Source organism: Brotaphodocola sp., from assembly GCF_983179755.1.
Genome location: NZ_CFAHBC010000037.1, coordinates 1 through 23,194, shown reverse-complemented (window position 1 = coordinate 23,194; position 23,194 = coordinate 1). Strand labels below are relative to the sequence as shown.

At 46.4% G+C, this 23,194-nt stretch carries 23 protein-coding genes; 20 read left to right on the top strand and 3 right to left on the bottom strand.

From position 1 onward, the window contains the following. Window positions 1–81 precede the first annotated feature (81 nt). On the bottom strand, window positions 82–573 hold the full coding sequence (locus AC4EVX_RS11280) for a PTS sugar transporter subunit IIA (protein WP_177976940.1): 492 nt from the start codon (window positions 571–573) through the stop codon (window positions 82–84). A 233-nt stretch (window positions 574–806) separates the two neighbouring features. Here AC4EVX_RS11280 and AC4EVX_RS11275 point away from each other — a divergent pair, with 233 nt between their 5' ends. The 7 genes from AC4EVX_RS11275 (at window position 807) to AC4EVX_RS11245 (ending at window position 9,750) form a co-directional block, all read left to right on the top strand. Further along, window positions 807–1,601 carry a YdcF family protein gene (locus AC4EVX_RS11275; RefSeq protein ID WP_490160238.1) on the top strand — a complete coding sequence of 265 codons (795 nt, stop codon included), beginning with the start codon at window positions 807–809 and terminating at the stop codon, window positions 1,599–1,601. Between the two features lie 62 nt (window positions 1,602–1,663). Next, complete coding sequence (locus tag AC4EVX_RS11270) at window positions 1,664–4,597, top strand: insulinase family protein (RefSeq protein ID WP_490160237.1); 2,934 nt, start codon at window positions 1,664–1,666, stop codon at window positions 4,595–4,597. Between the two features lie 97 nt (window positions 4,598–4,694). Next, complete coding sequence (gene era / locus AC4EVX_RS11265; protein ID WP_177977972.1) at window positions 4,695–5,621, top strand: GTPase Era; 927 nt, start codon at window positions 4,695–4,697, stop codon at window positions 5,619–5,621. A gap of 77 nt (window positions 5,622–5,698) precedes the next feature. Then, window positions 5,699–6,346 carry a DNA repair protein RecO gene (gene recO / locus AC4EVX_RS11260; RefSeq protein WP_490160236.1) on the top strand — a complete coding sequence of 216 codons (648 nt, stop codon included), beginning with the start codon at window positions 5,699–5,701 and terminating at the stop codon, window positions 6,344–6,346. A 237-nt stretch (window positions 6,347–6,583) separates the two neighbouring features. Continuing rightward, the gene (locus tag AC4EVX_RS11255) at window positions 6,584–7,237 is read left to right on the top strand and encodes a hypothetical protein (RefSeq protein ID WP_177977969.1); all 654 of its coding nucleotides are present in this window, start codon (window positions 6,584–6,586) and stop codon (window positions 7,235–7,237) included. Window positions 7,238–7,351: 114 nt separating this feature from the next. Continuing rightward, window positions 7,352–8,740 (top strand): glycine--tRNA ligase, encoded by a 1,389-nt coding sequence (locus AC4EVX_RS11250; RefSeq protein ID WP_177977968.1) that lies wholly within the window; start codon window positions 7,352–7,354, stop codon window positions 8,738–8,740. A 122-nt stretch (window positions 8,741–8,862) separates the two neighbouring features. Beyond that, the gene (locus AC4EVX_RS11245; RefSeq protein ID WP_177977967.1) at window positions 8,863–9,750 is read left to right on the top strand and encodes a YitT family protein; all 888 of its coding nucleotides are present in this window, start codon (window positions 8,863–8,865) and stop codon (window positions 9,748–9,750) included. A 29-nt stretch (window positions 9,751–9,779) separates the two neighbouring features. Here AC4EVX_RS11245 and AC4EVX_RS11240 read toward each other — a convergent pair whose 3' ends face one another. Together AC4EVX_RS11240 and AC4EVX_RS11235 are read right to left on the bottom strand one after the other, a co-directional pair. Next, the gene (locus AC4EVX_RS11240; protein ID WP_177977966.1) at window positions 9,780–10,190 is read right to left on the bottom strand and encodes a DUF3842 family protein; all 411 of its coding nucleotides are present in this window, start codon (window positions 10,188–10,190) and stop codon (window positions 9,780–9,782) included. A gap of 245 nt (window positions 10,191–10,435) precedes the next feature. Then, window positions 10,436–11,911 carry an SLC13 family permease gene (locus AC4EVX_RS11235; protein WP_177977965.1) on the bottom strand — a complete coding sequence of 492 codons (1,476 nt, stop codon included), beginning with the start codon at window positions 11,909–11,911 and terminating at the stop codon, window positions 10,436–10,438. A gap of 282 nt (window positions 11,912–12,193) precedes the next feature. Between AC4EVX_RS11235 and AC4EVX_RS11230 the strand changes: the two genes are divergently transcribed. The 13 genes from AC4EVX_RS11230 to AC4EVX_RS11170 all read left to right on the top strand — a co-directional run. Further along, window positions 12,194–12,748 (top strand): DJ-1 family glyoxalase III, encoded by a 555-nt coding sequence (locus tag AC4EVX_RS11230; protein ID WP_177977964.1) that lies wholly within the window; start codon window positions 12,194–12,196, stop codon window positions 12,746–12,748. Between the two features lie 331 nt (window positions 12,749–13,079). After that, the gene (ppdK, locus tag AC4EVX_RS11225; protein ID WP_490160235.1) at window positions 13,080–15,713 is read left to right on the top strand and encodes a pyruvate, phosphate dikinase; all 2,634 of its coding nucleotides are present in this window, start codon (window positions 13,080–13,082) and stop codon (window positions 15,711–15,713) included. 261 nt (window positions 15,714–15,974) lie between these two features. Next, window positions 15,975–16,448: a DUF6075 family protein gene (locus tag AC4EVX_RS11220; protein ID WP_490160234.1), complete on the top strand. Its 474-nt coding sequence runs from the start codon at window positions 15,975–15,977 to the stop codon at window positions 16,446–16,448. Continuing rightward, complete coding sequence (locus AC4EVX_RS11215) at window positions 16,448–16,624, top strand: hypothetical protein (RefSeq protein ID WP_490160233.1); 177 nt, start codon at window positions 16,448–16,450, stop codon at window positions 16,622–16,624. The genes AC4EVX_RS11220 and AC4EVX_RS11215 overlap by 1 nt, the downstream gene beginning before the upstream one ends. 23 nt (window positions 16,625–16,647) lie before the next feature. Beyond that, complete coding sequence (locus AC4EVX_RS11210; protein ID WP_022036315.1) at window positions 16,648–17,430, top strand: ParA family protein; 783 nt, start codon at window positions 16,648–16,650, stop codon at window positions 17,428–17,430. Beyond that, window positions 17,423–18,301: a ParB/RepB/Spo0J family partition protein gene (locus AC4EVX_RS11205; protein ID WP_490160232.1), complete on the top strand. Its 879-nt coding sequence runs from the start codon at window positions 17,423–17,425 to the stop codon at window positions 18,299–18,301. The genes AC4EVX_RS11210 and AC4EVX_RS11205 overlap by 8 nt, the downstream gene beginning before the upstream one ends. 16 nt (window positions 18,302–18,317) lie before the next feature. Then, complete coding sequence (locus tag AC4EVX_RS11200; protein ID WP_490160231.1) at window positions 18,318–19,385, top strand: DUF6017 domain-containing protein; 1,068 nt, start codon at window positions 18,318–18,320, stop codon at window positions 19,383–19,385. Continuing rightward, on the top strand, window positions 19,366–19,698 hold the full coding sequence (locus tag AC4EVX_RS11195) for a DUF6050 family protein (RefSeq protein ID WP_490160230.1): 333 nt from the start codon (window positions 19,366–19,368) through the stop codon (window positions 19,696–19,698). Before AC4EVX_RS11200 ends, AC4EVX_RS11195 begins: the two co-directional genes overlap by 20 nt. Window positions 19,699–19,788: 90 nt before the next feature. Then, window positions 19,789–20,430 carry a hypothetical protein gene (locus AC4EVX_RS11190; protein WP_490160229.1) on the top strand — a complete coding sequence of 214 codons (642 nt, stop codon included), beginning with the start codon at window positions 19,789–19,791 and terminating at the stop codon, window positions 20,428–20,430. Window positions 20,431–20,535: 105 nt separating this feature from the next. Next, window positions 20,536–21,450, top strand: coding sequence for a hypothetical protein (locus tag AC4EVX_RS11185; RefSeq protein WP_490160228.1), 915 nt, complete (start codon window positions 20,536–20,538; stop codon window positions 21,448–21,450). 135 nt (window positions 21,451–21,585) lie between these two features. Then, window positions 21,586–21,771, top strand: a complete 186-nt coding sequence (locus AC4EVX_RS11180; protein ID WP_490160227.1) for a hypothetical protein — start codon at window positions 21,586–21,588, stop codon at window positions 21,769–21,771. An 80-nt stretch (window positions 21,772–21,851) separates the two neighbouring features. Beyond that, window positions 21,852–22,325 carry a PcfB family protein gene (locus AC4EVX_RS11175; protein ID WP_106492175.1) on the top strand — a complete coding sequence of 158 codons (474 nt, stop codon included), beginning with the start codon at window positions 21,852–21,854 and terminating at the stop codon, window positions 22,323–22,325. Window positions 22,326–22,743: 418 nt separating this feature from the next. Beyond that, a partial coding sequence (locus AC4EVX_RS11170) for a recombinase family protein (RefSeq protein WP_490160226.1) occupies window positions 22,744–23,194 on the top strand: 451 nt, incomplete at its 3' end.

Here is a 23,194-nt window from a genome sequence, read left to right as displayed (position 1 = left end):
TGCCGAAGCAACCGCGCCTCGGCGCGAGAATGTGCCAGGGCACATTCTTTTTTATGTAATACAAGTCAAAATCAGGGGTAATTAGAAGGTGGCGATGACTGTCTCGCCGGCGGTCGCCTGCATTCCGGACTCAAAGGTGACATCCGGAAGCTCCGGGTTGTCGAGGGCGATCAGAATCACATCGGAGCAGAGTTCGCGGGATTCGATCAGAGACTTGTCAAACTCGATGAGTTTTTCCCCAGCCTTCACCTTTTGCCCTGTCTTTATATAAGAAGTAAAGCCTTTGCCGTTTAAGGAGATGGTGTCGATTCCGATGTGGATCAGCACATCGAATCCCTCTGCGATTCGGAGTCCGACGGCGTGGTTTGTGCCTTCCATCGTGATTGTAATCTTGCCGTCTGCCGGGGCGACAACGGTGACCTTCTGTTTGTCCGTCGGATGGATTGCGATGCCATTTCCGAGCATACAGGATGAGAAAACATCGTCTTTGACCTTTGTGACCGGAATCACCTCACCGGAAACCATTGCCTTGAGTTCTTGTGGCTGTTTCTTTCTCTTCAGAAAATCAAACATACAAATAACTTCCTTTCAAAAAATAGATCTGAGCCGTTTTCAAACACACTCTAGCACAGATCAGGCGGGCTTGCAAGCGCAAAATAGGTTACCGTTTGTGCACGCATGAACGGTAACGAGAGTTTCTGTGCTTGTGACAAAAGGAAAAGTGTAGTATGATAGGAGGATGAAAGGTTAGCGTTTGTGCAACGCATGAACGGTAACGATGAAAGGAAAATGGAGGAGGCGTGTCTATGCTGGCATGGATTCTGACGATAGGTGCAGGGATCTGCCTGATCTATTATATTGGAGTAGTGCTATATGCAGGGATTGGAACGGCGTTCAGTGCAGTGTGGCTGTTTTTTGCGGGATTTCTGGCGCTGACTGCAACCGGAGTCCGACTCTATCAGAGAACTCCGGATCGAACCTTTCTCTGGATACCGGTGTCGATGGTGACGCTGTGCGCGACGGGAATCCTGATTTTGCTGGTGATGCAGATCCTGATTTTCAGTCGGGTTCCGGCGGTTGCAGAACCGGGACTTGACTATGTGATTGTTCTCGGGACAGCGGTGAAGCCGGAGGGAATCAGCAAGACATTAAAACTGCGTCTCGACAAGGCGGGGGAGTATGCGCTCCAGAATCCGGAGAGTATTCTGATTTTGTCCGGTGGTCAGGGAGAGGATGAACCGCAGTCGGAGGCATCGGCGATGGAGGATTACCTCGTCAGTCTCGGGATTCCGAAACGTCAGCTGATTCAGGAGAACCGCTCAACGAGCACAGTGGAGAATATTGTATACAGTCAGGAACTCATCAATCAGGATCGACAGATGAGGGGGGAGGCATTTCAGCGAAGACTTCAGACCCGACCGATCCGGATTGGAATTCTCACGAGCAATTTTCATCTGTTTCGCGCGCGCATGATTGCGTCGAAGCGGGGGCTTACGGATGCCTGGGGCATTGCGGCGCCGTCTGATCGGGTTTTGCTGGTACATTACTCGATTCGGGATGGGATTGCGATATTAAAAGAGCGTTTGATGGGAAACATATAAATGAGAGAGATTCACCAAACAGTAAGAAATCAAATTTTATATAGAAAAGGAGATTCAAACAGATGAGTCAACTGGAAGCGATCAAGAGCCTGGAAGCCTATCAGGTTGTCGATTACAAAATCATAAAGGAGATGCAGTCAGAGGGAATCGTGCTGGAACACAAGAAGACGAAGGCACGCCTTTTCCTGATGGCAAATGACGATGAGAACAAAGTGTTCTGCATCGGATTCCGCACACCGCCGGACAATGACTGCGGTCTTCCGCACATCCTCGAGCACAGTGTGCTCTGCGGTTCAGAGAAATTCCCGTTAAAAGATCCGTTTGTTGAGCTGGTAAAGGGATCGCTGAACACGTTCCTGAATGCGATGACCTACCCGGACAAGACGGTTTACCCGATTGCAAGCTGTAACGAAAAGGATTTCCAGAACCTGATGGATGTCTACATGGATGCGGTTCTTCATCCGAATATCTACAAGGAGGAGAAGATTTTCCGCCAGGAGGGCTGGCACTATGAGCTGGAGTCCGAGACCGCTCCGCTGATCTACAACGGTGTCGTTTACAATGAGATGAAGGGCGCATATTCCTCACCGGAGAGCCTTCTTGACAGCATGACACAGAAGACGTTGTTCCCGGACAACTGCTACGGCAAGGATTCCGGCGGAGATCCGGCGTACATTCCGGATCTGACCTACGAGAAATTCCTTGATTTCCATCGCACTTATTACCATCCGTCAAACAGCTATATCTACCTCTATGGAGATATGGACATGGTGGAGAAGCTGAAATGGCTTGATGAGGAGTATCTGTGCCATTATGAGGAGAAGCAGGTGAACTCCTACATTCCTCAGCAGAAACCGTTTGCAGAGCCGATTCAGAGAGAGATTCACTACTCAATCGCAGACGGAGAGCCGGAGACTGATGCGACCTATCTGTCTGTCAACACGGTTGTGGGAACAGACCTCGACCCGCATCTCTATGTGGCATTTCAGATTCTTGAGTACACCCTGCTTGACGCACCGGGCGCACCGCTCAAGCAGGCGCTGATCGATGCCGGAATCGGAAAAGATATTCTCGGCGGATATGAGAGCGGAATCTTACAGCCGTATTTCACCGTGATCGCGAAGGACGCAAATGCGGATCAGAAAGGCGAATTTCTCGCCGTTGTGAAGGGAACGCTCAGAAAACTTGCCGATCAGGGTATCAACCGCAAGAGCCTGCTTGCCGGAATGAACTACTATGAGTTTAAGTACCGCGAGGCAGACTATGGCTCCGCACCGAAGGGACTGATGTATGGACTTCAGTGCCTAGACAGCTGGCTCTACGATGGGGATCCGATGATGCATCTTCAGTATCAGGAGACGTTCGATTACCTCAAGGGAGCAGTAAAAGAGGGATATTTTGAGCAGTTGATCTGCGATTATCTCTTAGACAATCCGTTTGAGGCAGTCATTGTGCTGAGCCCGGAGAAGAACCTGACTGCGAGAGAGGACGAGAAGACCGCAAAGAAACTTGCGGAGTACAAGGCTTCCCTGAGTGCCGAGCAGATTGCAGAGATGGTTAAGGCGACGAAGGATCTCAAGGAGTATCAGGACACGCCGTCGACCCCGGAGATTCTCGCAAAGATCCCGTTGTTAAAGAGAGAGGACATCGACAAGAAAGCGGAGAAGCTCTACTATGAGGTTAAGGAAGAGAAGCGAATCAAGGTTCTTCACCACAACTTTTTCACATCAGGAATCGGTTATCTGAAACTGCTGTTCAACACCGATGCTGTTCCGCAGGAGGATCTTCCGTATGTAGGTCTGCTCAAGTCAGTTCTTGGCAGTGTGAGCACCGAAAAGTACGATTACTCCGATCTGACGAGCGAGATTCACTTAAACAGTGGCGGTGTGGACTTCGGTGTGACCTCCTATGTGGACTTAAATGATCCGGATAAATTCACCGGTGTGTTTGTCGGAAGCGTTCGCGTGCTGTATGACCGCCTCGACTTTGGGTTTGGTATTCTCGAGGAGATTTTAAACCACTCCGTATTTACCGATGAGAAACGTCTCGGTGAGGTCATTCAGGAGATCCGCTCTCGTGCAAAGATGAAGCTTGAGAGTGCCGGTCATTCAACCGCTGTCTCGAGAGCAACCTCCTATTTCTCTGCAACGGCTTACTACAATGAGATGACAGCAGGTGTTTCCTACTATCATTTTGTCGAGCAGATTGCAAAGAACTACGAGACCGAGAAGACGGCTCTTGTCGCGAAACTTGAAGAAGTCTGCAAGAAGCTCTTTACGCGCGAGAACCTGCTGATCAGCTACACCGCCGATGACGAGGGATATGCAAAACTTCCGGAGACGATGAAACTTCTGACCGAGAAACTGCCGGAGGGAAGCGGAGAGCATTTTGCATTCACGCATCCGGTTGAGAATATCAATGAGGGACTCAAGACTGCTGCTCAGGTTGACTATGTCGCACGCTGTGGAAGTTTCCGCAAGTCGGGACTCGCTTACACCGGTGCACTCAAGATCCTTCAGGTGATTTTGAGCTATGATTACCTGTGGCTGAATATCCGCGTCAAGGGCGGTGCTTACGGATGTATGAGCGGATTCGGACGTTCCGGTGAGGGCTACCTTGTTTCCTACCGCGATCCGAACCTCAAGGAGACAAATGAGATCTATGAGGGCATTCCGGAGTATTTGAGACAGTTCAACCCGGATGATCGTGATATGACGAAGTATGTGATCGGAACAATCAGCAACATGGATACCCCGCTGACTCCGTCAGTCAAGGGAAGCCGTGGACTTTCCGCATACCTGTCTGGTGTAACCGAGGAGATGATGCAGAAGGAGCGCGATGAGGTGCTGACTGCGACGAAGGAGGATATTCGCGCACTTGCAGACATCGTTCAGGCTGTGCTTGATACCGGAAGTTTCTGCGTAGTCGGAAATGAGGAGAAGATCGAGGCAAACCGCGAGATGTTCGGAAGTGTGGAGAGCCTTTCGAGAGCATAAAATGTTTTTGTTATGCATTTGAGATAGTATAGATTCGTAGATGATAGATAAAAAATAGAAAAGCGAAGAGAAAAAGGAAAAAGAACGTATGGCAGAGATGAAACTTGCGGATCTTGGCGGTCCGCAGAAAGAGAAGAAATCAGGATTTGTGACACTGATTGGTCGTCCGAATGTCGGAAAATCCACACTGATGAATCATCTGGTGGGTCAGAAGATCGCGATCACATCAAACAAACCGCAGACGACGAGAAACCGCATCCAGACCGTTTACACGGATGAGAGAGGACAGATCATCTTCCTCGACACCCCGGGCATCCACAAGGCGAAAAACAAGCTCGGCGAGTACATGGTCAACGTTGCAGAGCACACGCTCAAGGAAGTCGATGTCGTTCTGTGGCTTGTGGAGCCGACGACGTTCATCGGAGCAGGTGAGCGCCACATTGCAGAACAGCTCGGAAAGGTCAAGACCCCGGTGATTCTTGTCATCAACAAGATGGATACCGTGAAGGAAAAGCAAGAGCTTGCAAAGTACATTGATGCGTACAAGGACATCTGCCCGTTTGCGGAGATCGTTCCAGTATCCGCATTGCGCAAGCAGAACACGGATCTTCTGACGGAGCTGATCTTCAAGTATCTTCCGTATGGACCGCAGTACTACGATGAGGATACCGTGACCGATCAGCCGATGCGCCAGATCGCGGCTGAGCTGATCCGTGAGAAGGCACTGCGCCTGCTCGACGAGGAGATCCCGCACGGAATCGCCGTCACAATCGAGAAGATGACCGAGCGTCCGAATGGAATCATTGACATTGAGGCGACGATCGTCTGCGAGAGAGATTCCCACAAGGGCATCATCATCGGAAAGGGTGGATCGATGCTCAAGAAGATTGGAAGCAGTGCGCGCCAGGAGATTGAGCGCATGATGGAGACGAAGATCAACCTCCAGCTCTGGGTGAAAGTCCGCAAGGAGTGGAGAGACAGCGAACTTCTGATGAAGAATTATGGATATACGCCGGAGAAGTAAGCGGGAGATTCATAAATGATCCAAATGATCGGAATGGTCGAGGTTACAGAGGAGAACGAGAAGAAAAGAGGAGAAGCGTGAGAGAGACGATTGAGCTGACCGGGATGGTCTTGAAGGCGACACCGGTCGGGGACTATGACCGGAGACTCGTGATTTTGACGAGGGAGCGGGGCAGGATTACTGCATTTGCACGCGGAGCAAAACGCCCGGGAAACCTTTTAATGGCCGTTTGCCGTCCGTTTGTATTTGGAATCTTTCGCGTTTACGAGGGACGGGATGCCTACAATCTTCACAGTGCAGAAGTCCGCAATTATTTTACGGAGCTGGCGGAAGATGTGGAGGCGACGTGTTACGGGTCATATTTTCTGGAATTTGCGGAGTATTACAGCCGGGAAAACCTTGACGGAGGAGAGCTTCTCCTCCTTCTTTATCAGTCTCTGCGGGCACTCTTAAAGCCGGCACTTCCGAACTCTCTCGTTCAGCTGATCTTTGAACTTCGAGCGATGAAGGCAGGAGGAGAGTATACGGAATTTCCTCCAAAGGAAGTCAGCGAGTCGGCGACCTATGCATGGCAGTATATTTTGGAGACTCCGTTTGAGTCGCTTTACACCTTTGTGTTAAAACCGGAGGTTGAGAAGGAACTGAAATCCTGCGTGGAGATTAACAAGCGAAGATTTCTTGACCGTTCCTTTCATTCGCTCGAAATTCTTGAGATGATGAAGTGAGAAGCTGCAGTCACTGTTCACAGGCAGACACTTTTGAAACTGAAAATGCCGTATGATGCCGTGACAGTGTAAAACGGTATTGAATTATTCTCTGTTTACAGGTATAATCCAAGATAATTGTATCAGCAGAGTGTGAAACTGTGCAACGGTATGTGCAATGGGATTTCTCTGCGGTCAATGATTCCCGTGGATAGGACATGAAAATGAGTTTCCGCGGAATATTCAGGAGGAAGATGGATGAAAAAAGGAAGGGCTGTCCTGACCGTACTTCTGTGTTCTGCTACGCTTCTGGCAGTGGGATGCGGAAAGAAAGATGCGGACTACACATGGAACGCCAAGGAAAGCAGTATCTACGTCAGCAATGAGCTTGAGGTGGAGAGTGCACTGGTCTATACGTCAGAACAGTTTAATGAACTTTATACGCAGGAAGGCTTGGAAGAATTTGCAAAAGAGGCGGTAATCCGCTATAATGAAGAACAGGGTGCTTCGGCTCAGGCGGAAAACACCGAGGGAAGCGAGAAACTTCCGACCGCTCTTGTATCGACGAAACTTGAGAGCAGAACGGGAACCCTGATTTTTGATTACAAGAGTGCAGAGGACTTTGTCAAATTTGCAAAAGAGACAGAGGATGACACGAATACGGTGACTGACCTGAAAGTGGGAACGGTTTCGGATGGTCTTCCGGACGGGATGACATTCACAACCCTGTCAGGAAAGACGGCGGAGTCTTCGGAGCTGACAAAGAATGCAGAGACGAAGATGATCGTTATCACCGGATCTGCAACGATCTGTACACAGGGAAAGATTTCCTTTATCAGCGATGGAGTGACTGTGACAGATTCTCACACGGCAGTGACACCGGAAGGTACGAGCTGTATCTTATTCCAGTAGTCTGAATCAGAGAGATTCAAGGGGATTTGATTTCCTTGAAGTTTTTGATGGATTTGGGCGATGGATCGAGAAAGATATAGAAATAGTAGTATAGAAGAAAGAGGTTATTGGACAATGGAAAAAACAATGGAAAAGATTGTAGCACTGGCGAAGAACCGTGGATTTGTATATCCGGGATCTGAGATCTACGGCGGACTGGCAAATACCTGGGATTACGGCAATCTTGGCGTTGAGCTGAAGAACAACGTAAAGCGTGCTTGGTGGCAGAAATTCGTTCAGGAGAGCCCGTACAACGTAGGCGTTGACTGTGCAATTCTGATGAATTCCCAGACCTGGGTAGCTTCCGGTCATCTCGGTGGATTCTCTGATCCGCTGATGGATTGTAAGGCTTGTAAGGAGCGTTTCCGCGCTGATAAGCTGATTGAGGATTACATGGCAGAGAACGGCATCACTCCGGAGGGTTCTGTCGATGGATGGAGCCAGGAAGAGATGAAGCAGTACATCGATGAGCACAACATCTGCTGTCCGAGCTGTGGAAAGCATGATTTCACCGACATCCGTCAGTTCAACCTGATGTTCAAGACCTTCCAGGGCGTAACCGAGGATGCAAAGAACACCGTATACCTTCGTCCGGAGACCGCACAGGGTATTTTCGTAAACTTCAAGAACGTACAGCGTACTTCCAGAAAGAAAGTTCCGTTTGGTATCGGTCAGATCGGTAAGTCCTTCCGTAACGAGATCACCCCGGGTAACTTTACTTTCCGTACCCGTGAGTTCGAGCAGATGGAGCTGGAGTTCTTCTGCAAGCCGGGCACTGATCTCGACTGGTTCGCTTACTGGAAGGAGCACTGCATTCAGTGGCTCAAGAGCCTCGGTATCAAGGATGATGAGATGCGTGCGAGAGATCATTCCGCAGAGGAGCTGTGCTTTTACAGCAAGGCAACAACGGATCTGGAGTTCCTCTTCCCGTTCGGTTGGGGCGAGCTGTGGGGAATCGCAGATCGTACCGATTACGATCTGACCCAGCATCAGAATGTATCTGGACAGGATATGACCTACTTTGATGATGAGAGCAAGGAGAAGTACATCCCGTATGTCATCGAGCCGTCTCTGGGTGCTGACCGTGTAACACTGGCATTCCTGTGCTCCGCATACGATGAGGAGGAGATCGGTGAGGGCGATGTTCGTACCGTTCTGCACTTCCATCCGGCAATCGCACCGGTGAAGATCGGTATTCTTCCGCTGTCTAAGAAGCTCAATGAGGGCGCTGAGAAGATCTACGCTGAGATGAGCAAGTACTACAACTGCGAGTTTGATGACCGCGGTAACATCGGAAAGCGTTACAGAAGACAGGATGAAATCGGAACTCCGTTCTGCATCACCTACGACTTCGAGTCTGAGAACGATCAGGCAGTAACGGTTCGTGACCGTGATACGATGGAGCAGGTTCGCGTGCCGATCGCAGAGCTGAAGAACTACTTCGAGGATAAGTTCCGCTTCTAAAATTATTTCAATATAATAAGTATCGTAATTGTCAAAAAATAGCTGTTGCAGAGCAGGGAAGCTCCCAATGGGGACGCCTTGCTTTGTAACAGCATTTTTTTGAGGAAAGTGTGAGAAGAGAGATGGATAGAAAACAAGAAAACCAAAAGGCACAGAGCGCACAGATAATCCATTGTGGGAAGGCTGTGCGGGAGACAGCTATTCTGACAGGAGCAGTCGCAATCATTGCGGGTGCTGTTTACTTTTTTCTGATGCCGAGCCACACTTCGATCAGCAGTATTTCCGGTCTTGGAATTGTACTGTCGAACTTCGTTCCGCTTCCGCTGTCAGCGATCACGATGATCCTCAATGTGGCACTTCTGATTGTCGGCTTTTTTACCTGCGGGAGGGAGTTTGGGGCGAAGACGGTGTATACAAGTATCATTTTGCCTTTGTTTCTCGCACTCTTTGAGACGGTATTCCCGAATTTTACATCCTTGACGGACAGCCAGGAACTTGATGTGGTCTGCTATGTGCTTGTGGTCAGTGTCGGACTGAGCATTCTGTTCAATCGCAATGCGTCCTCCGGCGGGATTGACATTGTTGTTAAGATTATGAACAAGTATCTGCACATGGATCTTGGAAAGGCAATGTCGCTCTCCGGCATGTGTATCGCGCTCTCCGCGGGTCTCGTCTACGACAAGAAAACCGTCGTTCTCAGTGTGCTTGGAACGTATTTCAATGGAATCGTCCTCGACCATTTCATCTTCAATCACAATGTCAAACGGCGTGTCTGCATCATCACAAAGAAAGAAGAGGAACTGCGCCGTTTTATCCTCAATGATCTGCACAGCGGAGCGACGATCTATGAATCGATCGGTGCTTACAACATGGAGAAGCGAAATGAGATCATCACGATTGTCGACCGAACGGAGTATCAGAAACTGATGAACTACATGAACCGCAAAGATCCACATGCGTTCATCACGGTCTACAATGTCTCTGACATTCGCTATCAGCCGAAAAAATGAGGGTTGTGATAAGTGATGCACAAGTTATGTTATTGGATCAGCTCGCGGACCTGTTCGACAACACGGCGGATGATTTCATTCATTGAGATCTCCTCACAGCCGACAACATGGTGGTTACAGCGGTTGACCGGCATCAAAAGCTGGGTCGCGTGACTGCGACTGACCGCTTCTGCCATCTTGGAGGTCACTTCCCCGAAGAGGGAATCTGCGATCACAATGCCGATTGGTCCGATGATGATGTCGGAGTCGCGGGAGGCGACAATCACCGGATTCTCGCCGGTTGCGCCGTAGTCGGCACCGGCGCGGATCATTGCGGAGGTTGCAATGCTGTTTGTGCCGATTGCGAGCAGTTCCTGATTCGGAAATTCTTTCTTTAACTGTTCAATCAGGGTTTTTCCCATGCGTCCACCCTGACCATCTATAATCGTAATTTTTTTCATAAGTAGTCCTGTCCTTTCCAATATAAAACACCAGATCAAATAAAACAAAAGTGAAACAGAAAGTAAAGTGAAATAAAAAACAGAGTAAAAGTAAGATAAAAAATAAAATAAATGAGACAGAAAAAAGAGGACCGGCTGTGCCGGTCCCCCTGAAGCATTCCTGCTAATCAGTGTACCATAAAACCCAGAAATGTGAAATATAAAACTCAGACGAGTCGAAATCCGAAAAGGAAAACAGAGACGTTTTAGTGGAACAGTGCCATTGCAACCGGAAGACCGACAACGACTGCCATGATGATCTCGATCAGGGCGATCATCGTCGTGTACTTGTAGATCTGACCGGAGGCAAGCCATTCCTTGTTGCCGTGGATCATTGCCGCAAACGGAGATGCCGACGGGGTGATCGATGCGGTTGCCAGAACGAAGATGATGATCAGTGCCGTGATCGGGGAGGAGTTGATTCCATTTGCCAGACAGAAGGATGCGATGACCGGCTGAATCAGCATACCGATTACAAGGCTGTTGCACAGGTTCGTCAGAACCAGAGTGATTGCAAGCAGGGCGATATAGAATACCGTCAGGGACATACCGCTGAAAATCGGGTTCAGCACGGAACTCAGGAACTTTGCAATACCGGTGGACTCGTTTGTCAGAACACCGCCGAGCAGGGTAGCTGCGGTACACAGGAAGAAGGTTCCCCATGCAAAGTTGCCTGCGACCTTGCCAAACGGCATGATCGTCTGATGTTCTTTCGGGTCAAGGCTGACACAGCAAAGAATTGCGGTGTAACCGATTGCGAGACCGTAGCTGTTTGCACTCAGGAACTTCATAATTCCGAGATTCGGAATGACACTCGGGAGAAGCATGCAGGCAATGTAGATCACGAAGGTAACTGCCATGAACTTCTGGTTCGGGGTCAGAGGCGGAAGCGGATTCTTTTTCAGCTTTTCTACATCGAGGTTCTTCAGCTTGCTTACGTCCGGGCGAAGAATAAACTTACAGAAAAGCACGATGACGATGATTGAGGAGAGACCCCAGATCACAGCCAGAGCCATGTAGGAAGCATTATTTAACACGATCTTGCTTCCCATGTTTTCGGTGATCGTGGAGTAGTTGCTGATCAGGGCAAGTCCATTTCCACTGTATGGCGGAACCGGGAAGCCGATCAGAGTACCGATTACGATCAGGATCAGCATCAGGGTCGGGTAAGCCTCGCCCTTCTTGATTCCGATCTCATCAAAGATATCATAGACAACCGGCCAGAACAGAAAGATCGGTGCAAACGGACCGACGAAGGCAGCCATCAGCATCGAACCGATCATCAGCATTGCGGTAAATACCCACGGGCGACCGTTGTTGATCGGGAGTGTCAGGAAGAAACGACCGATATACATGGTCAGTCGATTGTAAACGAGACAGTTCATGACGATCATCAGGAAGAACATCTGGATAATAACCGGGCTTCCGAATGCAGTCTGGAGAACCTGATTCATCGGACCGTATCCGGAGATGCCGACCATGAAGATGCAGGCAAGGCTGGACCACACAGGTTCGACCGTTGTCCACAGGTACAGAGTACCTAAAAAGATACCGATGATTTTCATGCCCAGCGGTGTCACTTCCGGAAGTGAGATGGGCAGGAGCGGAAACAGAAACATGATTGCCATACCGATGATTGCGTGTATGGCCTTTGGCGTAACCAGTGCTTTCTTCTCAGTCATTTGTAAAACCTCCATTGTCTGTCGTTTCACGAAATTTTTGAAACTGATAATATTTTAACATAGCCAACCGGAAGAGAATATAACGCACGTTATGTTTTGCGATAATGTTTTGTTAAAAATGTTGTAAAAGGCAGATGGTAAATGAAAAAGAAAGGGAAAACTGGACAAAAAGAAAAAACAGAAAATATAACGAGGGCTTCTTGCATTTTTTATGAAATCCCTATAAAATAGGAAAAAAGCCAAGAAAAGGCAAGATAAGAAAAAGAAAGTGAGGAATTTAAAATGGCAAAAGTGTATGCAATGATCGCAGACGGATCTGAGGAAGTAGAGTGCTTGGCAGTTGTCGATGTTCTGAGAAGAAGTGGGATTGAGACCGTGCTTGTCTCGATTGAGAAGGATCGCAGAGTTGTTTCCTCCCACCAGATTCCGATTGAGGCAGATATGACGATCGCAGAGACTGATTTTTCAGATGCAGATGTGATCTTCCTTCCGGGGGGTCTTCCGGGTTCTGAGCGTCTCTCCGCATGTGAGCCGTTGATCAAGGCACTTGAGAGACAGCGCGATGCAGGCAAGAGAATTTCTGCAATCTGTGCAGCACCGGGCGTTGTTCTCGGTCGTCACGGTTTCCTTGAGGGAAAGACAGCTACCTGCTTCCCGGGATTTGAGAAAGATTTCAAGGGCGCTACCTACACGAACCAGCAGGGCGTTGTGACCGATGGCATTTACACAACCGGAAAGGGACTCGGCGTTGCACTTGATCTCGGACTTGAGATTGTAAAACAGCTTGTGGGCGAGGAAGTGGCAGAGGATACCCGCAAGAAGATTCAGTACTGCTAAACATAATAAACAATAATAAATAATTATAAGCAAAAATAAGCAGTGTGCAGACAGGGAAATTTTGTTAATTTGACATCATAGATATTCGCATATACGAATTTATTACGGATATGTGAAAATGACTGAAAACAAAAACAGAAACGATTAAATTTACCTAAGTTTTCACAAAATTTATCGATTTTTTGACAAAAAAACCTTTACGGAATCGAAAAATGTGCTATACTAATAGCAGACCGCATACGGCTTTTTCATGTATTTGGGGAATACAACCAGTAGCGGGGTGAAAATTCGTAGAGTCAATTCTACATGCATATTTGAGGAGGAAAAACAGATGGCAAAGAAGTGGGTTTACTTATTTACCGAGGGCAATGCCACTATGAGAAACCTGCTGGGCGGCAAGGGCGCTAACCTTGCTGAGATGACCAATATTGGTCTTCCGGTACCGCAGGGCTTCACGATTACCACGGAGGCATGTACTCAGTATTATGAGGATGGCCGTGAGATCAATCCGGAGATTCAGGAGCAGATCAACGAGTACATCGGAAAGATGGAGGAGATTACCGGCAAGAAGTTCGGTGATCTGGAGAACCCGCTGTTAGTATCCGTTCGTTCTGGCGCAAGAGCATCCATGCCGGGTATGATGGACACCATCCTGAACCTTGGACTGAATGAGGACGTTGTAAATGTTATCGCTGAGAAGTCTGGCAATGCTCGTTGGGCATGGGACTGCTACAGAAGATTCATTCAGATGTACTCCGACGTTGTTATGGAAGTCGGCAAGAAGTACTTTGAGGCTCTGATCGATCAGATGAAAGAGAAGAAGGGCGTTACTCAGGACGTTGAGCTTGACGCTGATGATCTGAAAGAGCTGGCTAATGAGTTTAAGGCTGAGTATAAGAATAAGATCGGCGCAGATTTCCCGGATGATCCGAAGGAGCAGCTGATGGGCGCAATCAAGGCTGTATTCCGTTCCTGGGACAACCCGCGTGCAAATGTATACCGTCGTGATAACGATATCCCGTATTCCTGGGGAACCGCTGTTAATGTACAGTCCATGGCATTTGGTAACATGGGTGATGACTGTGGTACCGGTGTTGCATTTACCCGTGACCCGGCAACCGGTGCAAAGGGTCTGTTCGGTGAGTTCCTGACCAATGCACAGGGCGAGGACGTAGTAGCAGGTGTTCGTACCCCGATGCACATCGACGAGATGGCAGAGAAATTCCCGCAGGCATTTGAGGACTTCAAGAATGTTTGCAAGACTCTGGAAGATCATTACAGAGATATGCAGGATATGGAGTTTACCGTTGAGCACGGCAAACTGTACATGCTTCAGACCCGTAACGGTAAGAGAACCGCTCAGGCAGCTTTAAAGATTGCCTGTGATCTGGTAGACGAGGGCATGAGAACTCCGGAAGAGGCAGTTGCCATGATCGACCCGCGTAACCTGGATTCCTTACTGCATCCGACCTTTGATCCGGCTGCTCTGAAGGCTGCAACCCCGATCGCTAAGGCTCTGGGCGCTGCTCCTGGTGCTGCTTGTGGTAAGATCGTGTTCACCGCTGCTGATGCAGAGGAGTGGGCTGCAAGAGGTGAGAAAGTTGTTCTGGTTCGTCTGGAGACCTCTCCGGAGGATATCACCGGAATGAAGGCTTCTCAGGGTATCCTGACTGTTCGTGGTGGTATGACCTCCCATGCAGCAGTAGTTGCTCGTGGTATGGGCGCTTGCTGTGTATCTGGTTGTGGCGACATCGTTATGGATGAGGAGAACAAGAAGTTCACCCTGCATGGCAAGGAGTATCATGAGGGAGATGTGATTTCCTTTGATGGTTCTACCGGTTGCGTATACGACGGTGCAATCCCGACTGTTGAGGCTAAGATCGCAGGCGAGTTTGGACGTATCATGGATTGGGCTGACCAGTACAGAACCTTAAAGGTACGCACCAATGCAGATACCCCGGCAGACGCTAAGAAGGCTCGTGAGCTGGGCGCTGAGGGTATTGGTCTTTGCCGTACTGAGCATATGTTCTTCGAGGCAGACAGAATCGAGGCATTCCGTGAGATGATCTGCTCCGATACCGTAGAGGAAAGAAAAGAGGCACTGGACAAGATCCTGCCGTTACAGCAGGGCGACTTTGAACAGCTGTACGAGGCTATGGAGGGTGACCCGGTTACCATCCGTTTCCTGGATCCGCCGCTGCATGAGTTTGTTCCGACTGAGGAGGCTGACATTGAGAAGCTGGCTAAGGCTAAGAACAAGACTGTTGAGGAGATCAAGGCTATCTGCAATTCCCTGCATGAGTTCAACCCGATGATGGGTCATCGTGGATGCCGTCTGGCAGTCACCTACCCGGAGATCGCTGTTATGCAGACCACCGCAGTTATCCGCGCAGCTATCAATGTGAAGAAGGCTCATCCGGATTGGAACATCAAGCCGGAGATCATGATTCCGTTGATCGGCGACATCAAGGAGTTAAAGTACTGCAAGAAGACTGTTGTTGAGACCGCTGACGCTGAGATCGCAGCAGCTGGCATCGATATGGAGTACGAGGTTGGTACGATGATCGAGATCCCGAGAGCAGCTCTGACTGCAGACCAGATCGCTACTGAGGCTGCATTCTTCTGCTTCGGAACCAACGATCTGACCCAGATGACCTTTGGCTTCTCCCGTGATGATGCTGGTAAGTTCCTTGGTGCATACTATGACGCTAAGATCTACGAGAACGATCCGTTCGCAAAACTGGATCAGGTTGGCGTAGGCAAGCTGATGGAGATGGCTATCAAGTTAGGTAAGCCGGTTAATCCGAACCTGCACATCGGTATCTGTGGTGAGCACGGTGGAGATCCGTCTTCCGTAGAGTTCTGCCACAAGATCGGTCTGGATTATGTATCCTGCTCACCGTTCCGTGTGCCGATCGCAAGACTGGCAGCAGCACAGGCAGCGATTGCCAATGCAGGAAAGTAGAAGAGCGTAAATATTTTTACTTCACAACGCTGATTGTTACAAGGGATGATGTGAATGAGTACATGAAATATCATGCTGAGTACACGAAAGCGAACCGATTTAAAGATATTGTTTGCAAAATCTATATATAACTCGAAAGGGAAGCGCAATGCTTCCCTTTCTTATATCTCTCGATTAGGACTAAATCCTTAAAGCTATGGCTTAAAAAGGACTTAGTCCTTTTTTATATGCAAAATAAAAATTTTTTAAAGGAGGTTCACTATGAACAACACAGCGTTAGGAGCAGAAAACAATAAGAAACAGACAATCAATTTTATCAGCAAAGCACATGAAAAATTCTACTATGAAAAATTAAAAGAGGTACGCTATCAGGATGTGTACCACAAGGCACTTTGCTATTGTCTTGGTATCAGTGATGATACGAGAAGAAATATCAATAGCATCTATGATTTTAAAACAGGATGTGTAAAAACAGAGTGTCTGCATGAAGGCTGGCAGACCAGTGGCAGTATGAAGGTGGTGCGAATGGCATTTAATCTGTATTGCAACGGCACACCGAGTGTAGATGATTACACAAAAACAGAGGAACAGGTAAACGAGTGCAGGCAGTATACAGTGGAGGACTTGTTCTGCTGTGCCTATGCACCTTTCTTTTGGCAGGCGATACAGATCCGCTATCCGGAGTATGCGACTTATAACCGGGAACTGTATGCCTTATTTGGAGGAGCAGACTAATGTTAAAAGTCAGACTGATGGGAACAAAGAATGACATTGTATGGTTTCAGAAAATTTTACAGCGTCATCCCCAAATTGAGGTATTGGAAATATCAGAGCTTTATAGCAACAAAGGAACAAACAAATATTACAGAGCTTATGCGGAAGTACAGAAAAGCAATGTGAAAAATCAATAGTAGAGAATAAGGAGAATTTTATCATGTGTAAAGTTATAGCAATCGCAAATCAGAAGGGTGGAGTTGGAAAGACCACCACAACAAGCAATTTAGGAATCGGACTGGCAAAACAGGGAAAGAGAGTTTTGCTGATAGATGCAGATGCACAGGGTAGCCTTACGGCAAGTCTTGGTATTCAGGAGCCGGATAGACTGGAAATTACACTTGCAACCATTATGGCATCCATTATCAATGATGAGGAAATAAAACCGGAGTACGGCATTTTAAGACATGAGGAAGGTGTGGATTTCATGCCGGGAAATATTGAGCTTTCCGGTTTGGAAACCTCGCTTGTGAATGTTATGAGCAGGGAGACGGTGCTTCGTACCTACATAGAACAGCAGAAAGACCGCTATGATTACATTCTAATTGACTGTATGCCATCACTCGGCATGATTACGATAAATGCTTTTACCAGTGCGGACAGTATCTTGATTCCGGTACAGGCAGCGTATCTGCCGGTAAAAGGTCTGGAACAGCTGATTAAAACTATTGGAAAAGTAAAGAGACAGATCAATCCGAAACTGGAGATTGAGGGAATTTTGCTTACAATGGTTGATAATCGTACCAATTATGCCAGAGACATCAGCAATCTGCTGATTGAAAATTATGGAAGCAGAGTGCGGATATTTGAAAACAGTATTCCAATGTCGGTAAGAGCTGCGGAGATTTCTGCGGAAGGTGTGAGCATTTATAAGCACGATCCGAATGGCAAGGTAGCAAGTGCCTACCAATCACTGACGGAGGAGGTGCTTGGCAATGAGTAAGACAGGAAGTGCCGCAAAGGTAAAGTTGAACAGTTTTGATGATTTATTTGGAACGGAGCAGCCACAGACAGGAACAGAGCAGGTACAGGAAATCGCATTGTCAGAACTGCATGAGTTCAAAGGACACCCGTTTAAGGTACTGGATGATGAAAAGATGCAGGAAACGGTAGAAAGCGTCAGGGAGCATGGAGTGTTGATGCCAGGCATTGCCAGACCAATGAAAGATGGCGGTTATGAGATTATTGCCGGACATCGCAGGAGACACGCCTGTGAGCTTGTCGGACTTACTACAATGCCGATGTTCATCCGTGATTATACGGATGACGAAGCTACGATTATCATGGTAGATTCCAATATTCAGCGGGAGGATATTCTTCCGAGTGAGAAAGCAAAGGCATACAGAATGAAATATGATGCAATGAAGCATCAGGGAAGTAAGGAAGGCGGACTTACGCTTGGAGAACTGGGAGAAGCGGCAGGAGAGAGTGCAAAGACGGTTCAGAGATATATATGGATTTCACGCCTGTCGGATTCGCTACTCGATATGGTGGATGCAAAGAAAATCGGTATCATGCAGGCGGTTGACTTATCATTTTTATCAAAGGATGCACAGCAATGGGTTTTGGTTGCAATACAGGAAACAAATGTTGTTATCACAACTCAGCAGAGTGCCATGCTCAAGGAAAGTGACAAAAAAGGGGAACTTACCTTTCCGATGGTTCGCATGATGTTGGAAAAAGAGAAAACCGTGGAGCGAAAGGTTGTCATAAAAACAGAGCGCATTAACAATTATTTTCCTGCGACATACAGCAGGGAGCAAATAGAGAATATTATTTATCAGTTATTGGAGAATTGGAAGAGCACACAGTAGAAAGGAGGAGCCGGGAATGAGTGAAATATTACAACTGGATTATTATTATGGAATAGAAGCAGAGCAGTTCTCATTCTATCGTGTTCCCCGCCTGCTGATCAAGGATGAAAGATTTAAGAAATTATCCAGTGATGCAAAACTTTTATACGGTCTGATGCTTGATCGTATGTCCTTATCTATAAAAAATGAGTGGTTTGATGAGGACAATCGGGCATATATCATATACACCATAGACAGTATTATGGAAGATTTGGGGTGTGGAAAGGAAAAGGCGGTTAAGGTTCTTGCAGAGCTGGATTCTGTTAAGGGAATTGGGCTGGTAGAGAAAGTGCGTAGAGGATTGGGCAAACCGGACATCATATATGTGAAGAACTTTGCTTCACTGGCAGAAAATGTAGATGAAAAAAAGTCTAGAAACACTGATAAAATCACAGAAGTCGGAAAATCAGACTTCAAGAAGTCGGAAAATCGAACTCCAAGAAGTCCGGAAATCGAACTTCAAGAAGTCGGAAAATCGAACTTCAAGAAGTCGGAAAAACAGACCTCTGGAAGTCGGAGAATCGAACCTCAAGAAGTCGGAGAACCGAACCCTAATTATACTAACTATAATCAGACTGATTTGAGTTATACCGAGGAGAGTTATATCAATCCTATCATTCAATCTGATTCAGGGAAAAAGGATACGATGGATGTGATGGATGATGTCCAGACATACATAGAACTGATCAAAGAAAATATCAGTTACGATCACCATATGCAGTATGACGGTTATGGAAAGAGAGAGCTTTATGATGAACTGTTTCAGGTAATCTGTGAGGTGGTTTGTGTGAAGCGTTCAACAATCAGGGTAGCAGGAGAAGAATATCCGTATGAGCTTGTGAAATCAAGATTTTTGAAGCTGGAAAGTAGCCATTTGGAATATGTGATTGGCTGTATGCAGGATACAACCACTAAAATCACAAATATCAAGGCATATATGATTACGGCACTTTATAATGCACCCACTACGATAAATCATTTCTATCAGCAGGAAGTGCAGCATGATATGTACGGGGGAGGCTGGCATGAAAAGGGTATTATTTAAAGTGATACTGCCATTGCTTGTAATTGCAGTGTGGATGAATATGTGCTATTGGATTTGTGTAGATGGAAATGGAGTAAACTGGTTTCAATTTTGGATTATGAGTGGGTTCCCATTTGGGATACGGAAGATGCTCATGCTGTTGATACCACGCAACTTTGGAATTGCCGGAAGTATAGGTGTGCTTGCACTGGATACCATTATAGGCGGAGTCATAGGTGTGGTTGTCCTTGCTATAAAAATAGCTGCGATCATCAAAGAGGTAATCAGTATCATACTGGAATACGCAAGGGATAGTTCCTTTGGTGAAATATAGGGCAGATATGAGATTGTAGATTTTGTATCTGCCCTCTGTATAACTTCTGGTCACAACGTCAATAAGTGGAAAGGAAATAAAATGGAATCAATGCGTGATACGAAACGGATTATGGAGCGGGAGATTAAGAAAGGCAGTACACCGCTTCAATTTGAAAGGATTGAACTGGATGCAGGCTGCTATCAGGAGATCGCATCAAAAGAGAAATTGACAGAGGTATTGCAGTATCTTCATAGAGTGGGGGAATATAAGGCATTGGCGAGCAAGACCATAATCAATAATGTCTATACGTTCATGAGAGGAAAAACACCGGATTTTACAAGGGCAAGAAGTGTTTTAGACAGGGAGAAAATCTATCATCAGATGCTTCGGCAAGAGAAAAAGTTACAGCCGACTTATCAAGGGGATTGCTATGTCGAGACAGCAAGATGTTACTTTTCTTTGCCGGAGGATGAATGGGATAAACATAAAATGACGTATCAGAAGAATGAAGCGTTTGGATTTATCATGTCAAACAAATATATTTTGGGGTTATATAAGTATTGCAGGGAAGCTAGGTGGGATTTTGCTGTATGTTCAGCCAAAGCACCGGACAAAGGGAATGAGGTGGCTAATCGGCTTATGGATATGGAGGATGTAGAGGTATTGGCACATTGCTTATTGCTGGATGATGTTAAATTAAGTCATAAACAAATCTTTGTAAATCTTTATACTGTCTTTATACTGAAATAATGGTGTAGATGGTAATTTATGTGAATTGAGTTTAAATATAGAATGTCAAAAGAGTTTTTGGTATAATTGGTTCTGCTGATTAAATAAAATCTAAGAGGTGAAAATATGATTAACATAGATCTTGTGAAAAAATTAATTGACCAGATGCCTGAAATAAAAGCATTATTTAGAACAGAAAATTATACTATGTTTTCCTCATATGATCGTAGTACGGGACAACGAAAAACATCTGGTATTGAGGTTCAAACAATATATAAACAACCAGAATTCCTGAAATGGCAAGATCAATTATGCTTTGAACTAAATAAGATAGAGGGAGATAATTACATTGATGAAATAATGAAATTATTGACTCATTTTAGTGGTTGGGGTGATGAGGGTAGGTTCGAGAAACTGGAATCAAAACTGAATGTATTAAGAGATCACTTAGAAGAATATGGTGATAATGGTAGTGAAACGCAAATAGAAGATGATAGTAGAATTCCAGAAAAAGAGATTTGTGATAAGGTGCTCCGGTCAATGTCAAAGCTTCAACGAAATCATAACTACAATATAGAAAGTAGTGAAGACACAATGAATGATTATATTCGAGATCTTTTAGACGAAAGTTATATTGTGAAAGATCAGACAAGACAGGGAGAATCTGAGGCTGGTGAAGGGGCTGGAGAAGTTGATATACAAATATGCGCTGATGGATTACCCGTTGTTATGATAGAAGGTGTAAAGATTTCTTCATTAGAAAAGGATACTTTAGATACCCATATCAATAAAGTTCTTACGAAATATGATCCTAATGGATGCCCATATGCTTTTTTGCTTATTTATACAACTGTAAAAAATTTTGATTCTGGATATCAAAAGATTTTGGATTATTTTCAAGGATATGGTTATCCATATAATAGAGTTACAGATTTAGAAGATGTGCCTACTGGATATGCGGAATTAAAACACGCACAAATTATTTTGAATAGAAATAATCAAAAAACAAGGGTGCATATTTGGACAGCACATATTGTTTAACGGATAAAAATAGTAACATGATTATAAAATTAAATAACAGCGTTAAGGCAGATATGAGATCGAAAGATTTTGTATCTGTCTTTTTTTATTACAACAACTTCTGGTCACAATGTCCAGAAGTGGAAAGGAACAAAAATGAGTAGAAAAAATGGAAAGAAGTTATTGATTGCGGTTGCAGTAGGGGCAGTTATTGTAAAGGCAGTGCGTGATGTCATCAAGACAAAAAAGCAGGAGAAAGCACTGAAAGCTGCTTTGGATGATTTTTATGAGGAAGAACTGAACTGGTGGGAAAGGGAACATGAGGAAGGAGAGGAATTGTAGATATGGGAATGAAAATACAGCTCCACGGGCTGTTGGTTCCACCCTGACAGGAGAGGGACAGATCAGGAAGGAGGGACACTGTGCAGGAGGAAACAACACAAAAAACGATTGCCCTTGCAATCAAGACATCCAAACTGACCGCAAGTGTTCTCCAGAAGGCGATGAAGATGTATCTGGAGCATCAGAAACATAAAGAGCCTTCCCACGGGAAAATACCGGTGAAAAAGCTGGTAGGTCAGGGAGCGGGTGCGAAGTCCATAGAGGTCACGGATGATAACATTAAGGCTTTTGAGCGTGTGGCGAGAAAGTACAATGTAGATTTCGCTGTGAAGCGGGATAAGACCACGGAGCCGCCAAAATACCTTGTATTTTTTAAGGGTAAGGATGCCGATGTGATTGCACAGGCGTTCAAGGAATTTGTAAAAGTTAATGAGAAAAAGCAACAGCGTCCGTCATTACGGCAGAAACTGAAAGGACTTCAGAAGATGATCGCACAGAACAAGAACAGGGAGCGGAGCAGAGAGAAAAACAAGGACAGGGGACAGAGCCTATAAGCAAGGTCATTGACGGGATTGTAAAGGATTTGCAGTCAATCCCGAAAACTGTCAAAGAAAAGTGCAGAGGGGTAAATGGGAAACAGCTTACTCTCAAATGTGCTCCCTATGTGATATTCGGATATGTCTTTAATAAGGTTTCATGGCTGTATGGACAGCAGGCAGGAGATAACACATTACAGAAGGTGTTGGACACGATCAATGGGATGGGAGGTGCGTTTGTAAACCCGTTTCCCAGTTTTATGCCGGGGGATTTACTGGTAGGAGTGGGATGCGGAATAGGATTTCGTATGGTAGTATATTATAAAGCGAAAAATGCAAAGAAATTCCGGCAGGGAGTAGAATACGGTTCGGCAAGGTGGAGTGCATAATTTTAAGTGTAAATGACACATACATGGACGCACAGGAGGTTATGCACATGACTGATTATAGCAAAATTACAGCCCTTTACTCCCGCCTTTCCGTGGGCGACGAGGACAGGGACGGCGGCGAGAGCAACAGCATACAGAACCAAAAAATATTTTTGGAGAACTATGCCAGAGGGCAGCACCTAACCAATATCCGGCACTACATTGACGATGACGAAAGCGGCAGGTTTTTTGACCGTTCCGCCTACTCCCGCATGATGGACGATGTGGAAAACGGGAAAATCGGTGTCTGCATTATGAAAGACCTTACCCGCTGGGGGCGCGACTATCTCCAAGTCGGCAACGCGATGGAGATATTCAGACGGAACAATGTGCGCTTTATCGCGGTCAACAACGGCATTGACAGCGAGAAGCCCGACACATTGGAGTTTGCGCCCTTTATCAACATCATGTCGGAGTGGTATGCAAAGGACATCAGCAAGAAAGTGAAAACGGGCATTA

Excerpts from the sequence above, each read along its gene's own strand:
- AC4EVX_RS11215 (WP_490160233.1), top strand. The coding sequence starts at position 16,448 with ATGTTAAAAGTCAGACTGATGGGAACAAAGAATGACATTGTATGGTTT.
- AC4EVX_RS11185 (WP_490160228.1), top strand. The coding sequence starts at position 20,536 with ATGATTAACATAGATCTTGTGAAAAAATTAATTGACCAGATGCCTGAA.
- AC4EVX_RS11230 (WP_177977964.1), top strand. The coding sequence starts at position 12,194 with ATGGCAAAAGTGTATGCAATGATCGCAGACGGATCTGAGGAAGTAGAG.
- AC4EVX_RS11240 (WP_177977966.1), bottom strand. The coding sequence starts at position 10,190 with ATGAAAAAAATTACGATTATAGATGGTCAGGGTGGACGCATGGGAAAA.
- AC4EVX_RS11190 (WP_490160229.1), top strand. The coding sequence starts at position 19,789 with ATGCGTGATACGAAACGGATTATGGAGCGGGAGATTAAGAAAGGCAGT.
- AC4EVX_RS11235 (WP_177977965.1), bottom strand. The coding sequence starts at position 11,911 with ATGACTGAGAAGAAAGCACTGGTTACGCCAAAGGCCATACACGCAATC.
- AC4EVX_RS11205 (WP_490160232.1), top strand. The coding sequence starts at position 17,423 with ATGAGTAAGACAGGAAGTGCCGCAAAGGTAAAGTTGAACAGTTTTGAT.
- AC4EVX_RS11210 (WP_022036315.1), top strand. The coding sequence starts at position 16,648 with ATGTGTAAAGTTATAGCAATCGCAAATCAGAAGGGTGGAGTTGGAAAG.
- AC4EVX_RS11250 (WP_177977968.1), top strand. The coding sequence starts at position 7,352 with ATGGAAAAAACAATGGAAAAGATTGTAGCACTGGCGAAGAACCGTGGA.
- AC4EVX_RS11270 (WP_490160237.1), top strand. The coding sequence starts at position 1,664 with ATGAGTCAACTGGAAGCGATCAAGAGCCTGGAAGCCTATCAGGTTGTC.
- AC4EVX_RS11180 (WP_490160227.1), top strand. The coding sequence starts at position 21,586 with ATGAGTAGAAAAAATGGAAAGAAGTTATTGATTGCGGTTGCAGTAGGG.
- AC4EVX_RS11200 (WP_490160231.1), top strand. The coding sequence starts at position 18,318 with ATGAGTGAAATATTACAACTGGATTATTATTATGGAATAGAAGCAGAG.
- AC4EVX_RS11275 (WP_490160238.1), top strand. The coding sequence starts at position 807 with ATGCTGGCATGGATTCTGACGATAGGTGCAGGGATCTGCCTGATCTAT.
- AC4EVX_RS11195 (WP_490160230.1), top strand. The coding sequence starts at position 19,366 with ATGAAAAGGGTATTATTTAAAGTGATACTGCCATTGCTTGTAATTGCA.
- AC4EVX_RS11255 (WP_177977969.1), top strand. The coding sequence starts at position 6,584 with ATGAAAAAAGGAAGGGCTGTCCTGACCGTACTTCTGTGTTCTGCTACG.
- AC4EVX_RS11280 (WP_177976940.1), bottom strand. The coding sequence starts at position 573 with ATGTTTGATTTTCTGAAGAGAAAGAAACAGCCACAAGAACTCAAGGCA.
- ppdK (WP_490160235.1), top strand. The coding sequence starts at position 13,080 with ATGGCAAAGAAGTGGGTTTACTTATTTACCGAGGGCAATGCCACTATG.
- AC4EVX_RS11245 (WP_177977967.1), top strand. The coding sequence starts at position 8,863 with ATGGATAGAAAACAAGAAAACCAAAAGGCACAGAGCGCACAGATAATC.
- era (WP_177977972.1), top strand. The coding sequence starts at position 4,695 with ATGAAACTTGCGGATCTTGGCGGTCCGCAGAAAGAGAAGAAATCAGGA.
- AC4EVX_RS11220 (WP_490160234.1), top strand. The coding sequence starts at position 15,975 with ATGAACAACACAGCGTTAGGAGCAGAAAACAATAAGAAACAGACAATC.